At 39.0% G+C, this 23,290-nt stretch carries 21 protein-coding genes and 1 pseudogene; 2 read left to right on the top strand and 20 right to left on the bottom strand.

Annotated features, from left to right (window positions below; genetic code table 11):
* Positions 1–27: 27 nt before the first annotated feature.
* The 13 genes from O2S85_RS04465 to O2S85_RS04410 form a co-directional block, all read right to left on the bottom strand.
* Complete coding sequence (locus O2S85_RS04465) at positions 28–738, bottom strand: DUF5058 family protein (protein ID WP_269411510.1); 711 nt, start codon at positions 736–738, stop codon at positions 28–30.
* Positions 739–861: 123 nt separating this feature from the next.
* Entirely contained in the window at positions 862–2,070 is a 1,209-nt protein-coding gene (locus tag O2S85_RS04460) for a M20 metallopeptidase family protein (protein WP_269412469.1), read from the bottom strand.
* Between the two features lie 338 nt (positions 2,071–2,408).
* Entirely contained in the window at positions 2,409–3,215 is an 807-nt protein-coding gene (locus O2S85_RS04455; protein WP_269411509.1) for an enoyl-CoA hydratase, read from the bottom strand.
* A 597-nt stretch (positions 3,216–3,812) separates the two neighbouring features.
* Positions 3,813–3,953, bottom strand: a complete 141-nt coding sequence (locus O2S85_RS18755) for a glycerate kinase (RefSeq protein WP_369420072.1) — start codon at positions 3,951–3,953, stop codon at positions 3,813–3,815.
* Between the two features lie 139 nt (positions 3,954–4,092).
* Positions 4,093–5,415 carry a GntP family permease gene (locus tag O2S85_RS04450; protein WP_269411508.1) on the bottom strand — a complete coding sequence of 441 codons (1,323 nt, stop codon included), beginning with the start codon at positions 5,413–5,415 and terminating at the stop codon, positions 4,093–4,095.
* A 470-nt stretch (positions 5,416–5,885) separates the two neighbouring features.
* Positions 5,886–7,100, bottom strand: a complete 1,215-nt coding sequence (locus O2S85_RS04445; protein WP_269411507.1) for a CaiB/BaiF CoA transferase family protein — start codon at positions 7,098–7,100, stop codon at positions 5,886–5,888.
* A gap of 148 nt (positions 7,101–7,248) precedes the next feature.
* Positions 7,249–7,899: a GntR family transcriptional regulator gene (locus O2S85_RS04440; protein WP_269411506.1), complete on the bottom strand. Its 651-nt coding sequence runs from the start codon at positions 7,897–7,899 to the stop codon at positions 7,249–7,251.
* A 389-nt stretch (positions 7,900–8,288) separates the two neighbouring features.
* Positions 8,289–9,746: an SLC13 family permease gene (locus tag O2S85_RS04435; RefSeq protein ID WP_269411505.1), complete on the bottom strand. Its 1,458-nt coding sequence runs from the start codon at positions 9,744–9,746 to the stop codon at positions 8,289–8,291.
* Between the two features lie 170 nt (positions 9,747–9,916).
* On the bottom strand, positions 9,917–11,119 hold the full coding sequence (locus O2S85_RS04430) for a M20 family metallopeptidase (protein WP_269411504.1): 1,203 nt from the start codon (positions 11,117–11,119) through the stop codon (positions 9,917–9,919).
* A gap of 95 nt (positions 11,120–11,214) precedes the next feature.
* Entirely contained in the window at positions 11,215–12,192 is a 978-nt protein-coding gene (locus O2S85_RS04425; RefSeq protein ID WP_269411503.1) for an alpha-ketoacid dehydrogenase subunit beta, read from the bottom strand.
* Positions 12,185–13,279 (bottom strand): pyruvate dehydrogenase (acetyl-transferring) E1 component subunit alpha, encoded by a 1,095-nt coding sequence (gene pdhA / locus O2S85_RS04420; protein ID WP_269411502.1) that lies wholly within the window; start codon positions 13,277–13,279, stop codon positions 12,185–12,187. Before pdhA ends, O2S85_RS04425 begins: the two co-directional genes overlap by 8 nt.
* A 13-nt stretch (positions 13,280–13,292) precedes the next feature.
* Positions 13,293–14,594, bottom strand: coding sequence for a dihydrolipoamide acetyltransferase family protein (locus O2S85_RS04415; RefSeq protein WP_269411501.1), 1,302 nt, complete (start codon positions 14,592–14,594; stop codon positions 13,293–13,295).
* Between the two features lie 214 nt (positions 14,595–14,808).
* Complete coding sequence (locus O2S85_RS04410) at positions 14,809–15,381, bottom strand: Uma2 family endonuclease (RefSeq protein WP_269411500.1); 573 nt, start codon at positions 15,379–15,381, stop codon at positions 14,809–14,811.
* 430 nt (positions 15,382–15,811) lie between these two features.
* Here O2S85_RS04410 and O2S85_RS04405 point away from each other — a divergent pair.
* A pseudogene (locus O2S85_RS04405) lies at positions 15,812–16,415 on the top strand (dicarboxylate/amino acid:cation symporter).
* Positions 16,416–16,516: 101 nt separating this feature from the next.
* Here O2S85_RS04405 and O2S85_RS04400 read toward each other — a convergent pair.
* Together O2S85_RS04400 and O2S85_RS04395 are read right to left on the bottom strand one after the other, a co-directional pair.
* Positions 16,517–17,674, bottom strand: a complete 1,158-nt coding sequence (locus O2S85_RS04400) for a pyridoxal-phosphate-dependent aminotransferase family protein (protein ID WP_269411499.1) — start codon at positions 17,672–17,674, stop codon at positions 16,517–16,519.
* Positions 17,675–17,848: 174 nt separating this feature from the next.
* On the bottom strand, positions 17,849–17,989 hold the full coding sequence (locus O2S85_RS04395) for a YpzI family protein (RefSeq protein WP_269411498.1): 141 nt from the start codon (positions 17,987–17,989) through the stop codon (positions 17,849–17,851).
* Between the two features lie 143 nt (positions 17,990–18,132).
* Between O2S85_RS04395 and O2S85_RS04390 the strand changes: the two genes are divergently transcribed.
* Positions 18,133–18,522: a ribonuclease HI family protein gene (locus O2S85_RS04390; RefSeq protein ID WP_269411497.1), complete on the top strand. Its 390-nt coding sequence runs from the start codon at positions 18,133–18,135 to the stop codon at positions 18,520–18,522.
* Positions 18,523–18,905: 383 nt separating this feature from the next.
* Here O2S85_RS04390 and O2S85_RS04385 read toward each other — a convergent pair whose 3' ends face one another.
* The 5 genes from O2S85_RS04385 to sstT form a co-directional block, all read right to left on the bottom strand.
* Positions 18,906–20,087, bottom strand: coding sequence for an ElyC/SanA/YdcF family protein (locus tag O2S85_RS04385; protein WP_269411496.1), 1,182 nt, complete (start codon positions 20,085–20,087; stop codon positions 18,906–18,908).
* Between the two features lie 417 nt (positions 20,088–20,504).
* Positions 20,505–20,672, bottom strand: coding sequence for a hypothetical protein (locus tag O2S85_RS18750; protein ID WP_369419833.1), 168 nt, complete (start codon positions 20,670–20,672; stop codon positions 20,505–20,507).
* Positions 20,644–21,567, bottom strand: a complete 924-nt coding sequence (locus O2S85_RS04375) for a peptidoglycan recognition protein family protein (RefSeq protein ID WP_269411495.1) — start codon at positions 21,565–21,567, stop codon at positions 20,644–20,646. Before O2S85_RS04375 ends, O2S85_RS18750 begins: the two co-directional genes overlap by 29 nt.
* Positions 21,568–21,783: 216 nt before the next feature.
* Positions 21,784–21,933, bottom strand: coding sequence for a hypothetical protein (locus tag O2S85_RS04370; RefSeq protein ID WP_269411494.1), 150 nt, complete (start codon positions 21,931–21,933; stop codon positions 21,784–21,786).
* 42 nt (positions 21,934–21,975) lie between these two features.
* Complete coding sequence (gene sstT, locus O2S85_RS04365) at positions 21,976–23,211, bottom strand: serine/threonine transporter SstT (protein WP_269411493.1); 1,236 nt, start codon at positions 23,209–23,211, stop codon at positions 21,976–21,978.
* Between the last annotated feature and the right edge of the window lie 79 nt (positions 23,212–23,290).

The following is a 23,290-nucleotide window of genomic DNA, read 5'->3' as shown; positions in this document are numbered from 1 at the left end:
CTGAATATGAATTATCTCAATTCATATTCATACAAAGGAAACACAGTACCCACAGGCCATACCAACCACCATTGCAATCCCCAAAGCCCATTCTTTTATCCATGCTTTATTAGTTTTTTTAGCTATTCCCAAAAGGATGAACATCATTATTAGTCCCGCTAAACCTGAAACAGCGTAACTAAGACTAATAACCATTTTCTCAATTGCCAAATATCCGAAGGCACCCATCATGGCTGCTGAAGAAACTATGGCCATTGCTTTTGGGTTTTTATTTGCTAACTTTGTCTGCACGGTTCCAAGGGACTTTGTGAAAAAGAAGGCAAAAAATAGCCACCCCATACCTCCTACACACATTGTCCAAACCACGGTTGTAAAAGCTTCTGCAATAAATGCATCACTACCTAAACTAACACCAAATGCCTTGGCTCCCACTTCAGCTGCTCCCGCTTCAGTTGATGCAGAACCAATGATACCAATTCTCATCATGGTTATTGGAGAGCCAAGCAACTTAATTAGTGAAATAATTACAATCGCAATCCCAAAGGATGGACCCAATGAACTAATAAACCCAGTCTTAATTGCCTTTTTTACCTCTATGGAGGTCATACCTACTTCTGGTGCAGTTTTTTTAGCTATCCGCATAAAAATAATACATTGAAAAATAACAATGGATATAACAGCAAATGCTATTATCCAAAGTGAAACAGAACCGGCTATTTCTTTCACTTCTTTTGGCAATCGACTTCGCTCCCCTCTATTCCTAATTCAATTATTATTTGTGTTTATAGGTAAAAACTAATACTGGTTAAAAATTCATTTCCAGTAGATTTAGTCAGATATAGTTAGGTAGGTTATCACTACCTAACTATTTACTTCTGATAAATCTTCTTTCTTTTCCTTTGATAAATAATCAAAAACAGTGGCGATAAATAATTTCCCGATATATAAAATTGCTTTTTCTTGTACATTAAAACGCGGATGATGATGTGGATAGACCTCTTCCTTATTCTCCATAGCTCCCCCGACCCAGAAAAATGTACCCGGTAGTTCCTTTAAATAATAAGCGAAGTCCTCCATACCCATTTGTGTCGGAATTTGCTGAACTTTTTCTTCACCAAAAAGTCTTTTGGCAATTTTTTCAACTCGAGCAGTCTCCCTAGGATTGTTTTTTACTGCCGGATAACCCCGGACATAGTTATATTTGACGGAAGCCCCCATTCCACTGCAAGTTGTATTAGCGATTTGTCCAATAGAACTTTCTATCCAGTCACGTACGTCTTCATCAAAGGTTCTTACTGTTCCAGTAAGTTTTACTTTATCAGGTATTACGTTAAAACCCTCCCCACCGTTTATGGAGGTTACGGTAACAACTGCAGGTTTAACAGGGTTTACTTGACGACTTACAATTTGCTGTAAGTTTAAATGTAATTGACTTCCCACGACCAAAGGATCCACTGCTAAATGTGGTGAAGCAGCATGTCCTCCTTTTCCTGTAATTTCTATTTCAAACATATCTCCATTAGCCATTGCATTACCTTCCCTGACTCCAACAACGCCTAGTGGGTCAGTTGAGCTAACATGGGCACCATAGACAACATCAACACCATCTAGGCAACCATCCTCAACCATGAACTTAGCTCCGCCAGGAATTACTTCTTCGGCAAATTGATGAACAAAAACAACACTTCCTTCTAATTCTTCACGATTCTCACTTAAAACCTTTGCAACACCGAGCAACCCAGCAGTATGTAGGTCATGGCCACATGCGTGCATTACACCTGGTATACGAGATTTATATTCCACCTCTTTTTGATCCTGAATTGGAAGTGCATCAAAGTCTGCACGTAAAGCGATTGTTTTTCCAGGCTTGCCACCTTTTAATATTCCAACTACGCCTCGACCTCCAACTTCAGTTCTAACTTCTAGCCCTAAATTGCTTAAAAAATCTGCAATCTTTTTCGGAGTATTAATTTCTTTATGTGACAATTCCGGATACATATGAAGGTCCCTTCTAAAATCTACTAACTCGGGATATAGTTCCTCTAATCTGGAAAATAGTTTTTCAAACACGTTTACCATTCCCTTCCATAAAATGAATATCTACTTAAAAATTGCTTAATAGTTATTCCACTAAAACCAATATGGCAGCGCTTACCAAAAATACTATAAAGTAATATCCCTCCATTCTAATCTATAGATAAAAATAGTCGATAGTCGACCTTTTCTCAATCTTTATATGAGTATAAAATATTCTTGCAACATTGTTTTGGCGATTTTATTTATTTTGATAATATGCTAATTGTTATTCCATCTTAAAACAAATATTCTTAAATGACCTTTCTGCAAAGGGGTTATTAGCTAAAATTTGAGTTGATCTTTATAACAATACAAAACTATTTCTTCCCCTTTTACTTTTCTTGCCATACTGGAGAACGCTTCTCCATATGTGCAGCAACCCCTTCAGCAAAATTTTTACTACCATACACTTTCGAGATAATATCATTAAATTCTTGCGCAGAATTTGTTAAACTGTTATTTTTGTTTAATCTGTTAAATGCTTCTTTTGTTGCATCCACGGTAGATGGGGCATTTCCACTTATTTTAGTAGCAATTTCAAATACTTTATCAAAAAATATCTGTTCTTCAAAAATATCTGTTATAAAATTGTTTGAAAATGCTTCCTTTGCAGAAATAATGCGAGCAGTATAGAGTAATTCCTTGGTTTTCATAGCCCCTAATTCCCTAACCAATCTTTGATAATTATCTAAGCTTAAACAATTCCCAAGTGTTCGGGCCATTGGTGCACCAAAACGTGCCTTTGAAGTTGCATAGCGTAAATCACATGCTGTTGCCATAATCATACCACCTCCAACTGCATATCCATGAACTGCTGCTATTGTTGGTTTTGGGAATCTTTCCAACTTATTAATGATGCGGTCTATTTTCCGTTCATAATCAACCCCATCTTCACCAGTGAAGTTTTTAAATTGGTTAATATCCGTACCTGCCGCTAATGCCTTCTCCCCGTCACCCCGAATTATTAAAACACGAATGGAAGAATCTTCGGCAAGAATCTCTAGATATTCTTCCAACTTTTGGTACATTTCCCAAGTCAAAGCATTAAGCGCTGTAGGTCGTGACAAAGTTAATTGAGCAACTGAACCAAAACGATTAAGAACAACATTCCCTACATTAGTAGCTTTATTAACATCCATTTTGTATCTCTCCTTTAAGTAATATTGATAGATTACTCGTTGTTAATTTAACCAAATAGTGATTACTTTCATTTCAATCGTTATTTGTCTTAATCCTGTTTTATGTAACTGATCATAAAAATAAGTTCTGACTTGTTCAGTACTTATTTTCAATAAATTTGAAGTATTTTTAGTAGCCTCATCTAAAGACATGGTTTATTAATTATACTTTTTATACTGGCAAAACCAAAAAAGCTTTTTGATTTCATTTCCAACAGGCCCATTAATGTCGGAACCATCTTTTTTAGCCGCTTTAGCAATACCTAGTGAATTCTTTCCTGATGTCCCATCTACCTGCTCTTCTCATTTATCACAAGATCGACATATAACAGCTCTTCATCTTTGACCAAATCCGCGGAGGCCAGATTTCTGTCTAGTAATTCGTCATCCATTTTTTAGCATCTTCTCGCGGTCCGACACGTATAAGGTTCTATTTCTAATGGGTTCTGGTATCAGTAGCAACTGAGAAATTACTATAATAAATTATCAAAGCTACTCTAATCAATCTTGCAAACATTATTTAGTTTGGCTCCCCCATACTTAAACTGTTTATCCTTATTATCTAGGTTCCAAGGGCCTGAGGATCCCTCCAATTTGTCGTTGATCCCCCAGGCCAATTATGAATTTGGAGACCCCATCATCAAAGACTTGTATGATTAGGTGTACTGTACCATAAGTAGTTGTGTTTAAGGGTGATATTTTTCATGATGAATTTTAATCCTGAAGCAGATGCTATCCCTATTACACAAGTTTTACCGTCTCCCATATGATGCCTTAACTTGATAAATCATATTATTTCGCCAAACAATAGGCAAAAAATATTACTACCTCCTCCCAATCAAATAACTCCTGTATAATGAAGAACTATTGTAATCACAGCACCAACCCCTCCGGCAATTGTAGAACCCACACTTACACTTTTTATACCCTGTTTCACGTTCATATTCGAGAGCGTCACTGTTACCCAAAAACCACTGGAATTTGTATGTTTAAACATAAGTGCACCTGTTCCACAACCGAGAAAAGCAGCGAGAGATGAAATACCAAATCCACCTAACATCGGTTCAACAAGTGCAGCAGCAGTCATTACACCTAAAGTATTTGATCCGGTAATAACATGAATTAATGCTGCAATAATAATAGGTATCAATATACCAGGAAAATTTGCATTCCCAACGATTTCCCCAATATTCTCAGCAACTCCAGATTCCTTAATGAATTCCGCCAATGCTCCCCCCATACCTGTCACCACAATCGGCATAGCTGCTGTGCTAAGGCTACTTTCCACCCAATCATTTAATACTTCTTTTGATTTCCACTTCTTCCCTGTTAAAATCAAGGACAGTATGCATCCTGATAACAATGCGGCAAGTGGGGAGCCAATAAATGAGAAAAAGTTTGCAAAGGTGGTTTCTGGATTTAGAGTATTAATAACATTATTCCCAACTATAAGAATCAAAGGGAGAAATATTGGCGCTAAAGAACTTGTTAATTTCGGAAGCTTTTCTTCACTGTAATTATTTGCGCTTAAATACTCTTTTTTTGGTAACACCTTTTCTTTTAATATATTACAATAAGCTACAGCAACAAGAACACTTGGTACCGCGACTATAGTTCCCCATAGAATTGCCTCAGAAAGTTGCGTACCTAATAAGGCAGCAGCTGCTATGGGGCCAGGGGTCGGAGGAACGAGTGATGAGGTTACGAGAGCACCTATATATAATGCGCCCCCATAAGACATCATAGACCTTCCGGTTTTTTGTGCGAGAATCGAAACTACTGGGATTAAAAGTATTACCACCGTATCCGCAAATATTGGGATTCCCAAAATTAGGGAACTAATTCCTATAGCCCATATCACTCGTTTTTCCCCGACCATATTCACAGTAGAATTCGTTAGTTTATATGCTGCACCAGTCTCCTCAAGTATTTTTCCCAGTAAAGATCCTAATACAATTACAATAGCAATGTCTTCAATTGTAGAAGCAAAACCAGAATTGATAACACCTTCAAGCTCTCCCCATGGTATTTTTAAACCAATACCAAGTGCAATAGCTGCTAAAAGAATACTTATTACAGGATGAAGCTTTACTACAGATATAAAGAAAATCATAGCAATAATAACTATAAACAGAACTAACAGAACATAAATGGTTGACATCTAATCCACCCCAACGACCAATAAATTCCTAATTGAATTACTACAATTGGTTTAATATGTGAAATGTGCCCACTTGTCAAGACAAAAATTAATACTTTAAAATAAATTGTTCTCTCTAAAACAAAGATAGAATTCCTTTTTCTGAGAATCACTAAAGTTCATCACCTAGACATTGTTTTTGTCCACAGTACTGTTTTTATGTACAGTGGGGAAAATTAAGAATTCGGACCATTAGGATCTATTCGCACATCTGGCATACCATGGACAATCACGTCGTAAGTTCCCATTGAAGGGTGCCGTTCCCATACAGCAATCACCAAGGAGTGACAAAGTATAGGACGGCCAATTTTGCTATGGTTAGGCTTCGACCAAATAGTTATTGACCGTTCTCGTTCACAGCTCTACGTATTTCAGATGTGATCTTTTAGTTTACTGATAGATTCGATTAAAATAAAACGTTTACATAAATTCTACTTTCTTAATAAAGTACCGTCTTGTAGCTTAATTAAACCTTTATCCTCCATCTCCATAATTTCGTCGTCACCATATCCTAATTTCTTCAAAATCTCTACTGTGTGTTCTCCATGTAATGGAGATGCAGTATTAATAGTACCTGGTGTTTCTGAAAACTTAGTCGGAATACCAATCGTTTTCATGCGTCCCATAATTGGGTGCTCTACTTCCTGAATCATGTCTCGCGCCCGATAATGTGGATCTTCTACAGCTTCTGCAAAGTTATTGATTGGACCAGCCGGAACCCCCGCCTTGTCACATGCTTCCAGCCAATAAGCTTTCTCCTCTGTCATAAGTACGGTTTCAATGTCCCTCTCAAGTTCTTCTACATGTTCATGTCGGAGAAGATTCGTTTTGTAACGGGGGTCATCAATCCATTCCTCTTTTCCCGCAACGTCTCTAGCGAATTTCTCCCACGTTCTTTGATTAGCACAACCTAATATCATATACCCATCTTTTGTCTGAACAGCCTGATACGGTGCTGAAACACGATGGCGCCAACCGGTTGGTTCAGGTATAGTTCCTTTTGAAAAATAGGATGCCGCTTCCCATGCAAACCATGGGAGACCTACTTCGGCCAAAGAAACATCAACAAGTTGGCCTTTTCCCGTTTTCATTTTGTGAACATAAGCTGCTAAGATAGCATAACTCGCCGTTATCCCTGCCCCTATGTCATACACGGCAATTCCTGCCTTCATTGGTCTTCCTCCTTTCACTCCAGTCATATCCATTAGTCCTGTCATTCCTTGGGCTACTAAATCAAAACCACCTTTATGAGAATAAGGTCCGGTCTGACCGTAACCCGAGATAGAACAGTAGATAATCCCGGAGTTTAATTCCTTTATTGTCTGATAATCAATCATTAGTGATTTGGTGACACCGGGCCGAAAATTTTCAACAATGACATCTGCCTTTTTGGCAAGTTTATAAAAGACTTCTTTTCCTTCCTGGCTTTTTAAATTCAACGCCAGGCTCTTCTTATTTCTATTAATTTGAAAAAAACAAGTGGATTCTCCTTCTACATAGGGACCCATCTGACGTGAATCATCACCGCCATTTATTTTTTCTATCTTTGTAACTTCAGCTCCAAGATCGGAAAGGACCATCGTACAGTACGGCCCAGCCATAATTTGGGATAAATCCAATACTTTTAAACCTTTTATCGGTTCCACTATTATCACCTCAAAATTTTTATAAACTTTTACTCTAAACACATTCAAAATTTGCCGATGCCTTGAAACTTTGATATCATTAAGACCTACACATATTTAGGTTGGATGTCTCTTTATTAGTAGTTTGGAGATATCCTACCTTATTTTCTTATTCTATAATAATCCCAAGTCCCCTTATTAGATCATTTTTTATATGCATTTCAATCGTTTTGACTGCTTTACTTCGATTCCTTTCAACCAATGCCTCATATATTTTCCTATGTTCCCAATTAATATCATAATTGCGTTGATAGTCCCTTAGTATATTCGCACGGTAAATGAGCAAAAAAGTTCGAACTTGCTGTACTAAATTAACTATACGTTTATTTGGACTAGCTTCAAATATTTTTTCGTGAAAAATCGTGTTCAACTCCAAAAGTTGCAAGTACCCTCGTTTCTCTAATACTTGATCAGCTTTGTTAAGTAAATCGTTCATTTCGCCAAGCTGTTTGTCTGTAATTTTATCTACAGCCATCTTTATAATTTCTGTTTCAAGTATTAAACGGCACTCGTATAATTCTTGAAAGTCTTCAGAATCTAGTTTAACCACATGTAATCCTAAACGTCCTTGCACAAGCAACCCTTCAATTTCTAATTGCCTAAGTGCTTCACGCAATGGAGTACGACTAATTTTGTATTTTTCAGCCAATTTTGCAGCGACTACTTTTTCACCCGGTTGAAAATCTCCTTTTAAAATTGATCGTTTAATGCCTTCATATACTTGTTGATATAAAGGCTGGGAAACTGTCAATCCTTCCATTTTCACCCTCCTTTCAAAAGAAGTGGTATCACCTATATTTTTATCTATCCGGATGTCGCATCCTGGATACAGTATAATAATAAACAAAATTCAGATTAATGTCAATGCTAATTTAACGAAAATAAAAAATATTAATACTCTAATTGAACTGTTTGGTAACTTTTTCATATTTCCAAATTTAATAGTACCTTATAAAAAAACATCTACTCCGCTAAACGGGCTACCCTAATCCCCCATATAATGAACCCTACATAACTCAAAAACGTCCTAGTCAGATTTTTACATCGCATTTCTTCACGCTTTGAGAGAGATATCGTATACCCTGTAATCAACACATAACTCTCTTATCCCCTATTCCGTAGATTAACAAATGGGGAATACACACTAATCTAAACCAATCCAATCCATCTCCACCACGTACACGCCATTATAATAATAGCCACAGTAGATACTATTGTTGCATATAAACCAGGTTTCAGAAAGTCTTTTTGATCGATCATGCCTGAGCTATGAACTAATAGGTTAGGCATAGTTTCAACAACTAAAATAAATCCATAGAGACTGGTTAATCCTGCGGTAAAGCCAAGAATCATTGGATCTACATTTGCATTTGCGGCTATACTAATTACAATTGGAACAAGCGTAACCACTGCTGTTGAAACATTAGAGATTAACTTATGGAACAACTGTGTCAATATAGCAATAAATATTACTGCTAATAAAGGATTTTTTACAAAAGATAATACCCAATCTAAACTTAAATATTCGCTAATTGTATTTGCGGCACCTGAATCTATTAATGTGTACCCCATAGATAACGTTACGCTTGTCAACAAGACGGTATTGTAATTTATTTTCACTACATTTGCCCACTGTGCGCATCCGATCCCTGGCAATGTCATCAATATAACACCTATTATTGCCGGTATACTTGGATGCAATCCATGTAAAGGTTCCGTTGACCATAAAATTACAATAAAGATTAATATCAAGATACACCGAAATTCTTGTCCACTTATGGATCCCAATTCTTTCAGCTTTACTTCCATTTCATTTTTTATCATGGGAAAAGATTGTTCTTTCTTAGTTAATGGAAATACCTTTAAGAGTAAAAACCAGATTGCTGGAATTAATATTAACCATAAAGGAAATGTGTAAAAAAACCATTGGAAATAAGTGATTTTAATGTTTGCATAACTGTCAAGCAACTCAACTGTTAAAATATTGCCGATTGCCGCCGTCATAACAGCCGTTCCACTTATATTCCCACCAAATGCAATACCTAACAAAATCATCTTTCGTAGATTACTCCCGGGGCGTGCATCCACCGTTTTTATAATCATCGTTGAAATTGGCAACATCAGGGTTGTTCGTACAGCAGTAGCCGGGATAAAAAAGGCCTGCAATTGCATGATTAGAAGTATGCTCCCCAATAACCCTTTTGAATGATTGCCCCATTTTTTTAATACTTTATATGTTATTCTCCTTGCCAAAGGTGTTTCATTTACCGCTTTTGCTAACATCATTCCGCCAACAATTAGATAAATGGCCGGAGAAGAAAATCCGCTGAAAATCATATCTGTTTCAGCAACTTTGAAAAGCAGCATAAGTACCAAAACAATTAAAGATGTAAGGCCTAAAGGAATTGGCTCAAGCGCCCACAGGATAACCCCAAAACATACAATAGCCGTCATAATTTTGGCTGAATGCGAAAATGTGTCGGGTAAGTAAAAATAAAGCGAAATAAATACACCAGTAGCAACGATAAATATCATAACCATTTTTGAGGCTGGCATTTTCACGTCCTTGTTTTTCTTTACTTCCCTTTTTTCAGCTAAAGAATTCATATGTAGTGTCCTTCCTTCATTTACCTTTGATTACAGATCCTTAACCCGTCTATATTATCCAAACCAATAAATTTACCTATTACCAAAACACGTATGATCCACAAGTCATCTTTTGGATTTTCACCGAATGAAAAGGGAGCCCTTCGCAAAGACTCCCCAAAGAAAACCGTTTATCCGACTTGATTTACCGATTTGACCGCGTGATCCTTCATATATTGCAATGTCGCTTTTCCGAGTACTTTTGCAGCATGTAACAATGCGCGCTCATCAATATCAAATTTGGGATGGTGGTGCGGATATGGATTGTCTCGTTCTGGATGTTTAGCGCCTGTAAAGAAAAATGTCCCTTTCACATGTTGCAGATAGTACGAATAGTCCTCGCCACCCATAACCTGTGGTGTTTCCTTGACAACTTCCACACCAGGCACATCTTTGGCAAGTTCGGCAACAAATTCCGTTTCTTCCCGATGATTGACAAGCGTCGGATAGCCACGCGTATATGTATATTCATAATCTGCATCGGACACTTGGCATGTTCCCTGGACTACACGTTCAATTTCCTTTTCAATAAAATCACGCGTTTCTTCTTTGAACGTACGAACCGTTCCTGTCATTTCAGCAGTGTCGGCAATCACATTATACGGGTTTTGTGCAACGAAATTACAAATTGAAACAACGGCCTGATCAAGCGGGTCAACACGTCTGCTTACAATTTGCTGCAGGTTATTGATGAGCTGCCCGCCGATTACAATACTATCTTTCGTATCGTTTGGATAGGCTCCATGTCCGCCTTGACCTTGAATTTTAATATCAAAACGGTCTGGCGCGGCTTGTAATGGGCCAACCCGATAACCAATTTCACCCAGTGGCATCTGTGCCTGTAAATGGGTGCCAAAGATAACATCCACTCCGTCCAGGCAGCCATCCTCAATCATCGCTGCGGCACCACCCGGCGGCAATTCCTCGGCATGCTGATGCACGAAAACAATTGTTCCTTCCAGTTCATCTTCCATTCCGTTCAACACTTTGGCAAGGCCTAATAAAGTTGCAGTGTGTCCATCATGGCCGCAAGCATGCATTACCCCTTCATTAACTGATTTAAATGGTACATCCGTCTGTTCCCGAATTGGCAGGGCATCAAAATCTGCACGTAATGCTACGGTAGGCCCTGGCCTTTTTCCTTCCAAATAAGCCAACACTCCATTCCCACCTACATTGGTACGAACCTTGTGCCCTAATTGCCTATGAAAATCAGCAATATACGCCGCTGTTTTCTCCTCCTTGAACGATAGTTCCGGATGTCGATGCAGATGGCGGCGAATATCGACCATTTCGTCATAGATCGCGTCTAAATTGTTATATAACTGTTCCAAGTTTCCCACTCCTTCAACAAAATCTTAACACTAATATTAATACAATTTTTCAGATAATGCCATAGGGAAATATACGCTTTTCAAACAAATCTCACTCAATAACTCAACAATTCATCAATCATCTTTCTTATCCGGCTCTCATTTGGCAGCCAATCATCTTCTACCATCCCAACCGGATATGGCGTATCAAATCCGGTCACCCGTAAAATAGGAGCTGCCAGCGAAAATATTCCCTTTTCAGAAACGGATGCAGCTATTTCCGCTCCAACGCCATTCGTTTTGACTGCTTCATGTACGATTAGTAAGCGTTCCGTTTTTTCCACGGATTGCAGAATCGTTTCTTGATCAAGTGGTGCTACGGTTCGCAAATCAATTAATTCTAAATGGATCCCTTCCTGTTCATAGGATTCTACTATTTTTTTCAAAGTAACCACTGGCGGTCCCCAAGATACGATCGTGGCGTGAAATCCTTCCTTTACCAACTTGGCTTTACCAATCTCGACCTCATAAGCTTCTTCTGGAATTTCCTGGGGTTCTGCCCGATATAATTTCATCGGTTCCAGAAATAGGACGGGATCGTCATCGCGAATCGCGGCTATCAAAAGCCCTTTGGCATCATATGAGTTGGATGGCATGACAATTTTTAAACCGGGCGTATGACTAAACAACGCTTCCAAACTATCGGAATGCAATTCTGGCGTCCGCACTCCGCCCCCGTAAGGACTTCTTATCACGAGTGGCACAGAATACCCGCCAGCTGTTTTAAACCGAATTCTTGCCGCCTGACTTGCCAGCTGATCCATTGCTTCGTAAATAAAACCTAGAAACTGGATTTCCGCGATGGGACGCATCCCGTTCAGACTCATTCCGACCGATGTTCCGATGATGGCTGATTCAGCTAACGGCGTATCAATGACGCGTTCTTTGCCAAACTGCTTTTGCAAGCCATCGGTCACACGAAACACACCGCCATTTTCTCCGATATCTTCTCCCAATATGACAACCCGCTCATCTTGTTCCATTTCCAATTCCAATGCCTGTTTGATTGCCTGTAACAGCGTCATTTTAGCCATGGAGATCACCACCTTTGTCTTGAGAAAAAGTAGTCACATATTTTTGCTGTTCCACTAATTGATTACTCTTCGTGGCATACACATAGTCAAACGCCTCTGCCAATGATGGGGTTGGTTCTTTTTCCACTTGGTCGATTTCTATATCCATTTCCTGTTGAAGGCTTGCTACCAAAGATTGTTCCTCATCCTCATTCCATAGCTGATTACTGATCAAATACTTCTTTACCCGAATGATTGGATCTCTTTTCTCCATCCATTGCTGTACCTCTTCTTTGGAACGATATTTATTAGGATCATCTGACGTCGTATGTGGTCCCAGACGGTAGGTTTCCGCCTCAATTAATGTTGGCCCTTCGTCATTTCTCGCTCGTTGTACTGCTTCCTTCATGACTTGATACACGCCAACCAGATCATTTCCATCAACTTGCACGCCTTTTATCCCATATGCAATTGCTTTTTGTGCGATCGTATTGCTGGCTGTTTGCTGTTTTCGTGGCACGCTAATAGCATAATGATTGTTTTGACAGAAAAACACGACAGGTAATTGATAGACACTGGCAAAATTCAATGCTTCATGAAAATCACCCTGTGAAGTTGCTCCATCGCCAAAATAGCTAACCGAAACGGTATGTTCATGCTTTAATTTGGCTGCAAAGGCAGTTCCTACTGCATGCAGAGTCTGTGCAGCAATGATGATCTGAATCGGCAACATCCGCAGTCCCTCCGCATTCCGGCTGCCATATAAATGTCCTTTCACATAACGCAGTACCTGGTCAAATGGCATCCCATGAACCATGCATGCGGCAAGATCGCGGTAACTGGGACATAACCAATCGCTCTTTTCCAATGCAAAGGCACTCCCTACTTGAGCCGCCTCCTGACCACTTAATGGCGCGTATGTCCCTATCCGCCCCTGTCGTTGCATCCGTAATAACTTTTCATCCATCAATCTCGCTTTTTTCATCCATTTGTACATATGTAACATGGTATCATTACTAATCGGCATATCAGATGAAGGGTTATTTATTTTCCCCTCTTCATTTAGTAACTGTACACGGTCAAACGCTAATTGGTTCTCTTCAAACATACTCCTGCCTCCTTTATCTAGTCTTTAAAAGTAAGCTTTCAGGATGTTCCATATAATGGGTTAAATCATTCATGAATCTTCCTGCGGGCTCCCCATCGATAATCCGATGATCAAATGACAAGCTGATTCCCATCACATTGCCAATCCCAAGCTCCCGGTTTGGAAGGATAACCGGTTTCTCCTTAATGGCATGAACACCCAGGATGGCAACTTCAGGATGGTGGATAATCGGCGTTCCGTAAAACCCGCCCTTGGCCCCGGTACTGGAAATGGTAAATGTTCCACCCTGCAACTCGACTAATGATAACTTCCCATTTTCAGCCTTCGTGGCAAGAGTTGCGATTTCCAATGCCAATTCATCAATGCTTTTTTGATCGGCATGGTGGATTACAGGTACGATTAATCCTTGATCAGTTGCCGTTGCGATGCCAATGTTATACTGCTTTTTCAGATGAATCTCTTGCTTTTCCTCATCGATTGATGCATTAAAAATTGGATTTTTCTTCAAAACTTCCACTACTATTTTTATGATGATTGGTAGATACGTAATCTTATGTTCCGAAACATGATTGAGTTCTTTCCTCAATTGAACGAGCCTTTCCACATTGATCTCATCCATCCCGGTAACATGTGGAATAGTAAACGCCGATTTCGTCATGTTTTGATAAATTTGCCGGCGTAATCCCTTGATTGGAAGCACCTCATCACTTGGTGGCGTTTCTTGGGGTTTCTTGGTTTCCATGTTATCCGTTACAGTGAACCCAGTCCTATTATTTAGATAACCTTGAACATCTTCTTTTGTTATACGCCCATTTTTTTTCGTTCCAGTTACCAATTTCAAATCGACGCCTTTTTCCCTGGCAAATTTTCGAACACTTGGTGCCGCAATAATTCGCGGTTCATTGGGGGATGATTTTAAATGCGGATATTTCGTTTGTACCGATTGTTCCGGCTGTCCGGAGGTGTTATTTTCCCTTTCCGGTTCCGCTTCCCCTTGCGATAAATCTATCTCGGCAAGTGTTTCGCCCACTTTAACGATCTTCCCTACTTCGCCAAACAAACGTTTAACCACCCCCGTTTTCGGTGACGTGATCTCTACAGAGGCCTTGTCCGTTTGTACTTCGACAATGGGTGAATCAGCTTGAACTCTTTCCCCTTCCCGAACAAACCACTTCAGTATTTCCGCCTCGTGGAGCCCTTCGCCAACATCCGTAAAGGTCAACTCGTACATGTCATCACACTCCTTTGTTAGATAGTTCCACTTACTAAAATATAAAGTTTTTTCATAGTAATCATTTTCAATATACTCTTTCATTTTATCAGAAAATTATTTCTAAGAACAGCGTACAGTTCGGGTTTATGGAAAAAGTTTAGGTTGATCTTCCCCAGTTTTTGGTCGATATTACCGCAACTCTAGGAGTCAAACCTTCATCTGGGATCTATTTCATTTAAAACCCATCACCATAAAAAATAACTTCAGATCACTCCTACAAAACCAGTAGGACTCAATCTGAAGTCATCTTTTCAACCTAAAAATCATCTCGAAAAACATGCTCAAGCTTAACAGACAGACCGTCAAAGGCAGAAGTATTTATTACATCACCATTTGCGAATGTTCCGGTATGTTTGTAGTATTCGTTCTCCAACAAATATACATCAATCGTTTCATACACCGGGTCAACTATCCAATATTCCTTCACGCCTGCTCTTTGATAGCGATGGAACTTAATCATTTTATCTGTTTTCGCGGTTGATTTTGAGAGGATTTCCACTATCAAATCTGGTGCACCGGCAATATGATTTTTCATGATTTTATCTTTATCACACACAACCACAATATCTGGCTTAACCCATTCATTTACCTTGGATGGATCCTTTTCTCCACTAAGCGAAACATCAATCTCACTAACTACTCGGCATGACTGATTTCTAAAATGAATGTTAAATTCTGTGATAAGTTCTGATGCAATGGATTGGTGTTTCACATTTGGTGATGGCGCCATATTATAGATACGGCCTTCAATCACTTCATATTGCATATCATCATCTAATTCCAGATATTCAGCATAAGTAATCACATTATTTTCTTGTGGTAAAACCATGCTTTCGCCCCCTATTTGATCGATCATTCAGGTTAATACTATTTTACAATATTACTTAGCAAGAATACAGTTTTATTAGCGATTGACCAAACAACCCTTCTTCCCCTAACATCAATCTCCGCATTTATTTATTTGGAAAAAGAGATAAAAACCGATGGAAGTGACAAGTAAGGCAACCTTATTTCAATGTTTCACGACATTTCCCGGGAAATATTGATAGTGTTCCACGGTATTCACCAGTAACCACCAATAGATGCGCAAAATTGAAATCCGCTTTAGCATGCGTTTATTAAAGAGATGGAAGTACTGTATTTTGGTGATTTCAAATAACAAATTTTGCCTTTTTAGTTAAAATCCAAATTTATCCAGCAGGAATTACCACCTTTGATGTCGAATATTAGTAAATTAGGGATTTTTAATATATCAGATCATGTATAAAATCACCAGTATCATGATGAAAGTCGCGCAATTGGAGTACTTGGGCTGGTTGTACCTTGGCGATTACGGACTATCTGTATTACTGCCATTAATCAAGGTTATTCTCGCTGTCTTTGTAGCCTGTATCGTGCACGCAGCTATCGTTTATTCATCAGCTGTAAAAATCTATGGCAAAATGAGTCCATGGACGTTTTTTAAAGGAATTTCACCAGCGGCCATCGTTGCTTTTAGTACAGCAAGCAGTGCCGGAACATTGCCGGTGACGATTAAAAATTGCCAGGAAAACTTTGGTGTATCAAACAGAATCAGTAGTTTTGTCCTTCCACTTGGGGCGACTATTAACATGGACGGAACAGCGATATATCAAGGGGTCTCTGTTATCTTTATCGCCCAATTTTACGACTTGGACTTATCATTAATGCAACTATTGACTGTTGTTCTGACAACCGTTTTGGCATCCATTGGAAGGAATCGCGCTGATTGCCGGAATTGATCGGGTTCTTGACATGCTAAGAACCTGTGTAAATATTGTAGGCGATGCGTCAGCGACTGTTGTTGTGGCAGGGTCGGAGAAGGAGTTGGAGAAAGGTGCTTAAGGATAGGTACTGGCTCTTTCGGTAAGATGGAAATAATTCTCCTGTTCAATTCACCCTAAATACAGACACAAACGGGACAGTGCGCCTGCCCCGTTTACACTTCAACTAAATTGTTCATCAAATACCGTTGCCGCCCGATCAATGTCAACATTATGCCCCATTTCTTCTAACGTCACACCGATTAACCGTACAGCTTCCTTCAGCATGTCTTTTGTGGTATTACCCATATGGCCAATGCGAAAAGCTTTTCCTGCCAAATGTGCAAGGGAACCGGCTACGACGACACCTTTTTCGGCTAGTTTAGCACGGAATTCAGCATCATCCACACCCTCTGGATACAGCACACATGTCAATGTTGTAGCCGCAACATCTTCATCAGCTAATGGTTTCATGCCATATGCTTCAAGACCTGATCGTACCAGTTTGGAAAATTCCTTATGGCGCTCGATACGTTTTTCCATCCCTTCCTCAAGGACAAGTTTCATGCCTTGATCATATGCATAAATGAGGTTAACTGCCGGTGTGGCAAAATATTTCTTTGGATCGTGCATAATTGGAATCCAGTTATTAATGTCTGTGTAATATGCCGGGACATGCTCCAGCTTTTTGCGAGCATCTAGTGCACTTTGGTTAAACGCAACAACCGCAAGTCCTGGTGGCACACCGATTGCCTTTTGTGATCCTGTCAAAACTACATCAATTGTTGCGTTATCATCCCCATAGCCCTTGCTCATATTCTCTTCCATTGCAGCAGTCGCACAAACACCATCCAAAATAACCAGCGCACCATGGCGTTTAACAACAGGTACCAATGCATCCAAATCGGCTGCAACACCTGTAGACGTATCTGCATGGGTGATGGTTACCGCCTTAAATTTATCTTTTGCCAACTTTGCCTCCAGCTCTACTGCAGTAACAGATTGTCCCCATTCTACCTGAATCACCTCAATGTCGATACCAAAGGATTTTCCCAGTTTTATAAAACGATCTCCGAAAAACCCATTACTAACAACCAAAAGCTTTTCTCCAGGAGCGACCGTATTAACAACCGCCATTTCCATCGCTAGTGTGCCAGAACCAGCAATTACAAAAACCTCGCCATCGGTTTTGAGCATTTCCCTCGTTTGCTCAATTGCATGTTTATAAATGGCAGCAAATCGTGGATCTGTATGACTCCAGGTCTCCTGTGCCATTGCGTCATAAATAGAATCAATGACCGGTGTTGGCCCCGGAATTAGTAACATTTCTTTGTTTCTCATAAAAAATCCCCCCCATAAAATCAATTACAATACAATCATATTTTATATGTTGGAGGAATGCAAATATTAAGAAATTGAATTATGTAGTTATCGGATACGGAAACTATTATGAAAAAGGGCTTTGCAGTGTTGTCTCTCTGCAAAAGCCCATATCATTTAAAACCAACTTGGAGGTTATTTAAACCCATCATTTAATCTTCTCGCTTCTTCAGGGCTGGACATTTTTGTTGACCCTTTATATCGCAAACCCACATCACGATCTGATTGAACTTTTCCGCTTTCTTTCAACTTTTTTTCTTGACGATCTTTGCCCAATATACACACCTCCCATGCTTAACTTGGGTTTTATAAAGAAAATTATACATTGAGATGGGACAGGTAAAGAGACATGAATATACACTCCTGCATCATCATTGTTATAATTTTTATGGATATATTATATTAGGGAGGAATAAACATTGATCGAAGTATACACAGACGGTGCATCAAGCGGTAACCCCGGTCTTAGCGGTGCTGGTATTTATATCAAAGCGGGAGGAAATACAGATGCATATACTTTTCCACTTGGAGTGCTTACGAATCATGAAGCAGAATTTCACGCCGTCATCAAAGCATTAGAAATTTGTAAACAGTACTTTCCGGGTGAAATTCTGTCATTCCGTTCCGATTCCAAGGTTGTAGTGGATGTTATCGACAAAAATTTCACGAAAAACCCATCCTTCCTTCCGCTGCTGGAAAAAATCCAACAAGAAGCTGGGCATTTCCCGTATTTTTTTATCAAATGGATCCCTGAGAAGCAAAACCACCATGCTGACCAGCTGGCTAGAAAGGCTATTCATCTACATTAGTGGGACAAAAAAGCAGCATGGCACTATCTAACTGGTGTACATATCCTTAGCTGTATATTCTGAATTTCCCCATTCCTCGCCCCTCTGTCACCTAAAGAATCTTGTCTCATATCAACCATCATTTTATTAATAAGGACTCCACATCAGTATCATGTCGCATATTCCCTAAAATTTTAGTGTTGAATATTGTTATTGATATTGTCCCATGCTTCATCTTTTACTTTAGGATGGAGATAGGTAGATTCACCATCCTTTTTTCCATCTATTTTCTTCTTTGATTCATTTTTGCGTAATACTTTCTATTGTCTTTATATATTTTGTGATTGCTCCCTACATAGTCATGACATTAATGCAAGTCATGGTTTTTTCCCTTGATATATTAGCTATCTTTGCATCCCCGGGAATTGCCAAATACCGCTAGCCCGGATTAAATCACGGTAAATCACAAACTCTTCATCTTTTTTTACTTCCTCCGCCTCTTTCTGATCATCAAAATCCATGTGAACGATATTGCTAATATCCCGGTCGATATCTTCTCCTTGTTTTTGAAGCATATTATTGATTTCATTAAAAACGACTAGCGCCCTTCTCATATGTGAGGCACTTGTGATTAAGGTAATGTCCTTAACCCCTTCCTCTTTAACAATATTCATGGAGAATAAGGCATTTTCGATTGTATCTGTTGCCATATCCTCCTTTATAACCCGATCTTCTTCAATACCTTCTTCAGTAAGCCAATCAAACATGACATCAGCCTCGGTATTTCCTTGTTTTGGAACACCGCCAGTAACTATAATCTTTGAATCAGGGTATGCCTCGGCAGCTTCCTTGGCAACTTTCAACCTTTCTAATAGTGTATCTTCCATTTTCCCATCATCAGACAGAGCATAACCTAGAACAACAAAAGCGTGATTTTCTTTTTTTAAATCATCTGGCACCTTGGTTTCTAGGGTAACCCCCTCTATGTTGTCTACCAGATCAATTTTCTTGTTGTATTCTTTTGCTTTTACCTTGTCAATTTTCTCCAATTGATCAATGTCAGATTGAAAGGTATCAAGATCACCCTCTATTTTTGAATAAATTCCGTGCATTAACCAGGCATTAAAATACTCTTTATCATCGTTCATAATTTCTTTATATGTATTTAATGCTTCTGGGATTTCTTTTTGCAAAATTTGAGTTGATGCAAGGGCGTATTTCAAATCCATATCATGCGGCTCAATGGCGGATGCCTGTTTAAAAGCCTCTTCCACAACATCATAGTCCCCATGTAATGTAATCCCTTTGAACACTTCTTTTTCAGCTTCTTTTAAATCCCCGCCATACCAATAATAATGCATGGCAATATCTTTTAGCGCTTGAATTCGCTTACTTGTCGGGGAGTCATTTTTCACTTGATTGAAAAGATCATCAATATCCTGTTTTTCATCTTTCGATACATTTTCGATGTTATTTTCATCGGACGAAGCTGGCTGATCATTTTTACTGGTTTCCGAATTATCACATGCAGCCATCATCGCTATTAAAAAAATAGAAAATAGCATTTTCAAAAGTTTAATTTTCATAATAAAACCCTCCGAAACATTTTATAAATAACACCCTGTACACCTTTTCATAAAATTATTATAAAAAAGTACATTGGGAATAAGGGGTCTACTAAAAATCGACATACTTGTAACGCCTAACCAAATTTATCACATAATCATCTTAAGTTATTTTTTCAGACTATACTAAACATTACCATTGCCTTAAGTAAATAAATGTTTTAGTCTAATCCATATTGTTTGACAATTTCAGTGCATTCCACATTCCGTAAAAGGATCTTCATTTTATCTATTTGTTTCTTTTTAATGCATATTCTCTACGCACGTAATACAAAATCATAGAAGAAGAAACTCTACTTCCAGGATCCCGCAAAACACTTCACATCAAAACAAAAACCCATTCGCTATACATACTCTCCATCCAACTTCGCTTTTACCTCAATAGGAAGTGCATCTCGTCCATTGGATACCCGTTGATATCCCCTTATCCGTCAATTGATAGATTCCCTCGTAATGATAATTGCTCTTTGGAACATCGGTAATGGTGATTTCAATTGATTTTCCCAAGCTTGCCCGTTTATTTCTTTGTAACAGCCAGTTCATCATATTTTAGTTGAACCAAATCAACAAATTCATCCCAATTGTACCCCCACTGTTGAAAATAAGCATGTGGATCAACATGTGTTGTCCCGCCTAAATGGTTGCTTACTGCCTTATGTGACCATAGTGAGCCAGTTCCAGTCTTTTCCGCACTGCTAACGCCAAGATCGTATTTCCATAACAGAGATGCAATATAATTCGCATAATTATTGATCGATCGTGCAAATTTATCAAAACTATGGACACGGACCAATTCGACGTGAATGAAGCGTTCATTGGCAAATCGCCCTGCACCCCATGAAGCGTAATTAGGCGGGTGCATTTCAATTACTCGGGAATTATCCACAAAAGCATGGACAAACGCATTTTGATAATTTCTCGTCGTATAAGAAATTTCATTGTCAATTGTCGATGAATTATTAGCTGTTTCATGCGCGACCACACCCTCTGGTTTCCCATTACGGTAACCAAACTTCGGAAAAACTGATTTATGATCATACGCTACTTTCGCAGTTGGTAGATTCTTAGATTGAATGTAGTCATTTACATTAGGATAGTTAGCCTTTTTAAATGTGGACAATTTATTCTCTTCTGCTTCCCCGTGGTTCACATGTTCATGTTCATCTTCACCTTCATCAATACCATCGCGCCATCCTTCTGGTATATACTGAAGCTCGTCCTTGGTAAGTTTACTAATATCTTCCCCATGCACCTTTGTACCCTTCTTGACACCCAGTTGGTTATATTCATCATCTTGTTTGGAATCCTTTTTATCGTTCGTTGTGTCATATTGCTTTTCGGTTTGATCATCCGAATGGTTATTTGTTGCTGCAAAAGAACCTGTCGGAAATCCCACGGTACAAATGATGAATGCTATCATAATGATACCTATCTTTCTCATGTCTACTCCCCTTCCTTTTTGTTTTCTATGAACCTATTTCCTTAAACTTTAAAACGAAATCTACTTTGTATTTCTTGTACCCCTCCTTTCTATTAATCACTTATTCTAAGTTAAGAATAACCAATAGCACTAAAATAATCAATATGAGGATAAACATTCCACCGGCGGACTTAACCGATATTTAGTCAAAGAATTTTTCCTTATTAATGGTTACCTTTAATTCAGTTTGTCCACGCAGGCACCTGCACCAGTTACCTTGACAATTTCACCTGTTACCACTTTGGAAGTGGGGCGAATATCCAGTTCTACCGGTTCCCGGCCGAGCATATCAGCTGTATCAACATCTCTTGGGGTACCGTAAAACACACAAAAAAAGCCCTCCATAACGTAAATAAAGGGCTTTCTTTTTTATGATGCATTCATATTAATTTTTTCCCCTGCTTTTCGCCTCTCTCTAAATTCGGCCGCAGCTGTGAAAAGGGCGTCTGTTGACGAGTTAAGTGCTGTTTCACAAGAATCTTGTAAAACACCTACGATAAAGCCCACGCCAACTACCTGCATTGCAATATCATCTGGAATTCCAAAGAGGCTGCATGCCAAAGGAATTAGTAATAAAGAACCACCTGCAACACCCGAAGCACCGCAAGCACATACTGCTGATAAAACACTAAGAATTACTGCTGTTGGGATGTCCACTTGAATATCCAATGTATGAACTGCAGCCAGTGTCAGAACGGAAATCGTAACAGCGGCACCAGCCATATTAATGGTTCCGCCCAACGGAATGGATACAGAGTAAGTATCTCTATTCAAGCCAAGTTTTTCACATAATCTCATGTTAACAGGTATGTTTGCAGCAGAACTGCGTGTAAAGAATGCTGTAATTCCACTTTCCCTTAAACATGTAAATACAAGTGGGTATGGATTTTGACGAATACATATAAATACCATGATTGGATTAACAACGAGAGCTACAAAGAGCATGCAACCCAACAAAACAGCAAGTAACTTTCCATAATCAAGTAAAGCATCAAGTCCACTTGTAGTAATAGCCTCAATAACTAGTCCCATAATACCAAAAGGTGCAAATTTGATGATCCATGTAACGATTTTGGTAACGGCATCTGAAATATTGGATATCATTGTTTTGGTAGTATCCGGCGCGCTTTTCAAGGCTAAACCAATAAGTATTGCCCAAGCCAATATACCGATATAGTTCGCATTGTAAATCGCCGATACCGGGTTGTCTACGATGCTCATTAGCAATGTTTTAAGAACCTCTACTACACCACCAGGAGCCGATAAATCTTCAGAACCCGTAGCAAGTGTTAAGGTTACAGGGAATATAAAACTTGCAATAACTGCTATAAATCCGGCTAAAAAAGTACCCAACAGATAAAGTACGAGAATCGATTTCATATTCGTTTTATGTCCACTTTTATGTTGAGCGATGGCCGCCATAACCAAGAAAAATACCAATATTGGCGCAACCGCTTTCAAAGCTCCTACAAATAAAGATCCTAAAATGATAAAGGCTTTCGCTACACTCGGAATAGCGATGGCCAGAATAATACCTACAACCAAACCGATACATATTTGTTTAACTAAACTTAAGCGATTCCACATATTCCATAGTTTTTTCATGAAAACCCCCCTTGTAAAATGCAATATTACCTAGCTCATTAAAAATGACCCTAGGAACTGCACCCTTCATTATCTACAC

The organism is Lentibacillus daqui, from assembly GCF_027186265.1.
GTDB classification, from domain to species: Bacteria; Bacillota; Bacilli; order Bacillales; family Amphibacillaceae; genus Lentibacillus_C; species Lentibacillus_C daqui.
This window is presented reverse-complemented; position numbering and strand designations above follow the sequence as displayed.

Bases quoted from the DNA above. Each gene is read 5' to 3' on its own strand.
- O2S85_RS04400 (WP_269411499.1), bottom strand. From the start codon at position 17,674: ATGAGAAACAAAGAAATGTTACTAATTCCGGGGCCAACACCGGTCATT.
- O2S85_RS04385 (WP_269411496.1), bottom strand. From the start codon at position 20,087: ATGAAAATTAAACTTTTGAAAATGCTATTTTCTATTTTTTTAATAGCG.
- O2S85_RS04435 (WP_269411505.1), bottom strand. From the start codon at position 9,746: ATGAATTCTTTAGCTGAAAAAAGGGAAGTAAAGAAAAACAAGGACGTG.
- pdhA (WP_269411502.1), bottom strand. From the start codon at position 13,279: ATGTTTGAAGAGAACCAATTAGCGTTTGACCGTGTACAGTTACTAAAT.
- O2S85_RS04425 (WP_269411503.1), bottom strand. From the start codon at position 12,192: ATGGCTAAAATGACGCTGTTACAGGCAATCAAACAGGCATTGGAATTG.
- O2S85_RS04440 (WP_269411506.1), bottom strand. From the start codon at position 7,899: ATGGAAGGATTGACAGTTTCCCAGCCTTTATATCAACAAGTATATGAA.
- O2S85_RS18750 (WP_369419833.1), bottom strand. From the start codon at position 20,672: ATGATGAACTGGCTGTTACAAAGAAATAAACGGGCAAGCTTGGGAAAA.
- sstT (WP_269411493.1), bottom strand. From the start codon at position 23,211: ATGAAAAAACTATGGAATATGTGGAATCGCTTAAGTTTAGTTAAACAA.
- O2S85_RS04450 (WP_269411508.1), bottom strand. From the start codon at position 5,415: ATGTCAACCATTTATGTTCTGTTAGTTCTGTTTATAGTTATTATTGCT.
- O2S85_RS04375 (WP_269411495.1), bottom strand. From the start codon at position 21,567: ATGAGAAAGATAGGTATCATTATGATAGCATTCATCATTTGTACCGTG.
- O2S85_RS04410 (WP_269411500.1), bottom strand. From the start codon at position 15,381: ATGGTTTTACCACAAGAAAATAATGTGATTACTTATGCTGAATATCTG.
- O2S85_RS04415 (WP_269411501.1), bottom strand. From the start codon at position 14,594: ATGAAAGAGTATATTGAAAATGATTACTATGAAAAAACTTTATATTTT.
- O2S85_RS04455 (WP_269411509.1), bottom strand. From the start codon at position 3,215: ATGGATGTTAATAAAGCTACTAATGTAGGGAATGTTGTTCTTAATCGT.